Annotated in this window: 3 protein-coding genes; 1 reads left to right on the top strand and 2 read right to left on the bottom strand. The window is 73.1% G+C overall.

The window, feature by feature from the left end; translation table 11 throughout:
• Window positions 1-101: 101 nt before the first annotated feature.
• Both imuA and lexA read right to left on the bottom strand, forming a co-directional pair.
• Window positions 102-722: a translesion DNA synthesis-associated protein ImuA gene (gene imuA, locus VFV21_RS13460; protein WP_329669933.1), complete on the bottom strand. Its 621-nt coding sequence runs from the start codon at window positions 720-722 to the stop codon at window positions 102-104.
• A complete protein-coding gene (lexA, locus tag VFV21_RS13455) occupies window positions 719-1,378 on the bottom strand; it encodes a transcriptional repressor LexA (RefSeq protein ID WP_329669932.1) in 660 nt (219 codons plus the stop codon). The genes imuA and lexA overlap by 4 nt, the downstream gene beginning before the upstream one ends.
• A gap of 175 nt (window positions 1,379-1,553) precedes the next feature.
• Here lexA and VFV21_RS13450 point away from each other — a divergent pair.
• Window positions 1,554-2,500: NAD(P)-dependent alcohol dehydrogenase (locus tag VFV21_RS13450; RefSeq protein ID WP_329669931.1), on the top strand; the 947-nt coding region annotated here is incomplete at its 3' end.

Raw genomic sequence — 2,500 nt, 5'->3', positions numbered from 1 at the left:
GCGCCCTGGCCGTCGACGACTGCGACGCGGGCCGGATCCAGGCCCAGGGCCTCGGCGGGCAGCTGCGGGAAATGCAGGCAGAGCCAGAGCATGGCCGCACCTCAGGCGCTGACCGCGTACTGCAGCGGCGGCCGTGCGCCGCGGCACTTCAGCACCTGGACCTGCACCGGTGCGCGTGGACCACGGAGGCCGCGGCTGAGCTGCAGGCGCAGGCTGGCGACGCTGCTCTCCCGCGCCGCGGCCGGCCCGCGGAAGAGCAGGGCGCAGGCACCGCCCTGCTCGGCGGCGAGCTGCAGGCGGCGCAGGGCCGTGGCATCGGGTTCAGCCCAGAGCAGGATCGCGCCGGCGCGGGCATGCAGCAGCTGCTCGGCGGCCCAGAGCGCATCGACCGCCTGGCGCGTTTCCACCACCAGCACCTGCGCCAGCGCCACGCCGCGCGCCGCCAGAGCCGGGGCGTAGGGCACGCAGCGTGGGGCGATGAAGGCCACGGGCCTGTGCGCCTGGGTCAGGCGGACGAGCAGCGGCACGGCCAGGCCCAGTTCGCCCATGCCTGGCTGCGCATGCAGGATCTCGCTGACCGCGCCGCGCGGCCAGCCGCCGCCGGGCAGCACCGCGTCCAGCGCCGGATGTCCCGTCGCTTCCGCGGATACCGCGGCGGCGCCGTCGCCGCGCCACAGCCGCGCGTCGCGCAGCAGGTCCTGCAGGGCCGCCGCGCGACTCATGTGATGCCGGGAAGGCCCGTCGGCAGACCGGTGCCGAAGCCGCCGAGCTGGCCGCGCAGCAGGCCGACGGCGCGGCCCTCGATCGCCAGCTCCTGGCGCGCGAGGTCGATGCGGATGGGCGCGTAGTCCGGGTTGGCGGGCAGCAGGCGCACGCGGTCGCCCTGGTGCTCGAAGTATTTCACCGTGACCTCGTCGCCCAGGCGCGCCACCACGATCTCGCCGTTGCGCGCCGTGCTCGTGCGCTGCACCGCGAGCAGGTCGCCCGGCAGGATGCCGGCGTCGCGCATCGACCAGCCCTGCACGCGCAGCAGGAAGTCGGGCGCCGCCGCGAACAGCTTGCGGTCGACGCGGTACCAGTCCTCGATGCTCTCCTGCGCCAGGATCGGCGCACCGGCGGCCACGCGGCCCACCAGCGGCAGGCCCTCGTTGGCGGCCGGGGTTTCACTGTCGCGCAGGCGGATACCGCGCGAGGCGCCGGGCAGGAGCTCGATCGCGCCCTTGCGCGCCAGGGCGCGCAGGTGGTCGTCCGCGGCCGTGAGCGAGCGGAAGCCGAAGGCGGCGACGATGTCGGCGCGCGTCGGTGGCAGGCCCTGCTCGGCGATGTGGCGGCGCAGGTAGTCGAGGATTTCGGCCTGGCGGAGGGTCAGCGGGTCCATGGCGGTACCGGATAACTGTTCATTCATACAGTATCGCGATCGCCGGATACTGTAAATCCGTACAGTCCATTGATGCGCCCATCCGGGCAACCCCTGCCAAGTACTTGATCAGTCGGCTTTTCGAGCACTGTCGCGGGTGCTATACAGCGGCTCCGCCCCTGCTGCCGGAGTTCCCATGACGGTCACCGCCGCCGCCTACGCCGCCGCTTCCGCCACCGCCCCGCTCGCGCCCTGGACCCTGACGCGGCGCGCGCCCGGCCCGCGCGACGTGGACATCGAGATCCGCTACTGCGGCGTCTGCCATTCCGACCTGCACACGGCGCGCGGCGAATGGGGCGGTACGGTGTATCCCTGCGTGCCGGGCCACGAGATCGTCGGCACGGTCACGGCGGTGGGCGCCGAGGTCACGCGCTTCACGCCCGGCCAGACCGTGGGCGTGGGCTGCATGGTCGAGTCCTGCCGCCAGTGCGCGAGCTGCCAGGAGGGCCTGGAGCAGTACTGCGAGCGCGGCTTCACCGGCACCTACAACGCGCCCGACAAGATTTCCGGCGGCATCACCTACGGCGGCTACTCGACGCGCATCGTCGTCGACCAGGACTTCGTGCTGCGCATCCCCGAGGGCCTCGACCCGGCCGCCGCCGCGCCCCTGCTGTGCGCGGGCATCACCACGTATTCGCCGCTGCGCCACTGGAAGGTCGGGCCCGGCATGAAGGTCGGCATCGTCGGCCTGGGCGGCCTGGGCCACATGGCGGTGAAGCTGGCGCGCGCCATGGGCGCGGAGGTGACGCTGTTCACCACCTCGCCGGGCAAGGGCGAGGATGCCCGGCGCCTGGGCGCGAGCGAGGTGGTGATCTCCAAGGACCGCGCGCAGATGAAGGCCCAGGCGCGCCGCTACGACCTGGTGCTCGACACCGTGGCCGCCGCGCACGATCTCGACGCCTTCCTGGCCCTGCTCAAGCGCGACGGCACGCTCGTGCTCGTCGGCGTGCCGGAGCATCCGCATCCGGCGCCGGCCGTGGCCAACCTGATCTTCAAGCGCCGCAGCATCGGCGGCTCGCTGATCGGCGGCATTGCCGAGACCCAGGAGATGCTCGACTTCTGCGGCCAGCACGGCATCGTCTC

This window comes from Arenimonas sp. (assembly GCF_036275555.1).
GTDB lineage: Bacteria > Pseudomonadota > Gammaproteobacteria > Xanthomonadales > Xanthomonadaceae > Arenimonas.
Note: the sequence above shows the minus strand (reverse complement) of the source record. Positions and strands in the feature narration are given on the sequence as shown.

Bases quoted from the DNA above. Each gene is read 5' to 3' on its own strand.
- imuA (WP_329669933.1), bottom strand. From the start codon at position 722: ATGAGTCGCGCGGCGGCCCTGCAGGACCTGCTGCGCGACGCGCGGCTG.
- lexA (WP_329669932.1), bottom strand. From the start codon at position 1,378: ATGGACCCGCTGACCCTCCGCCAGGCCGAAATCCTCGACTACCTGCGC.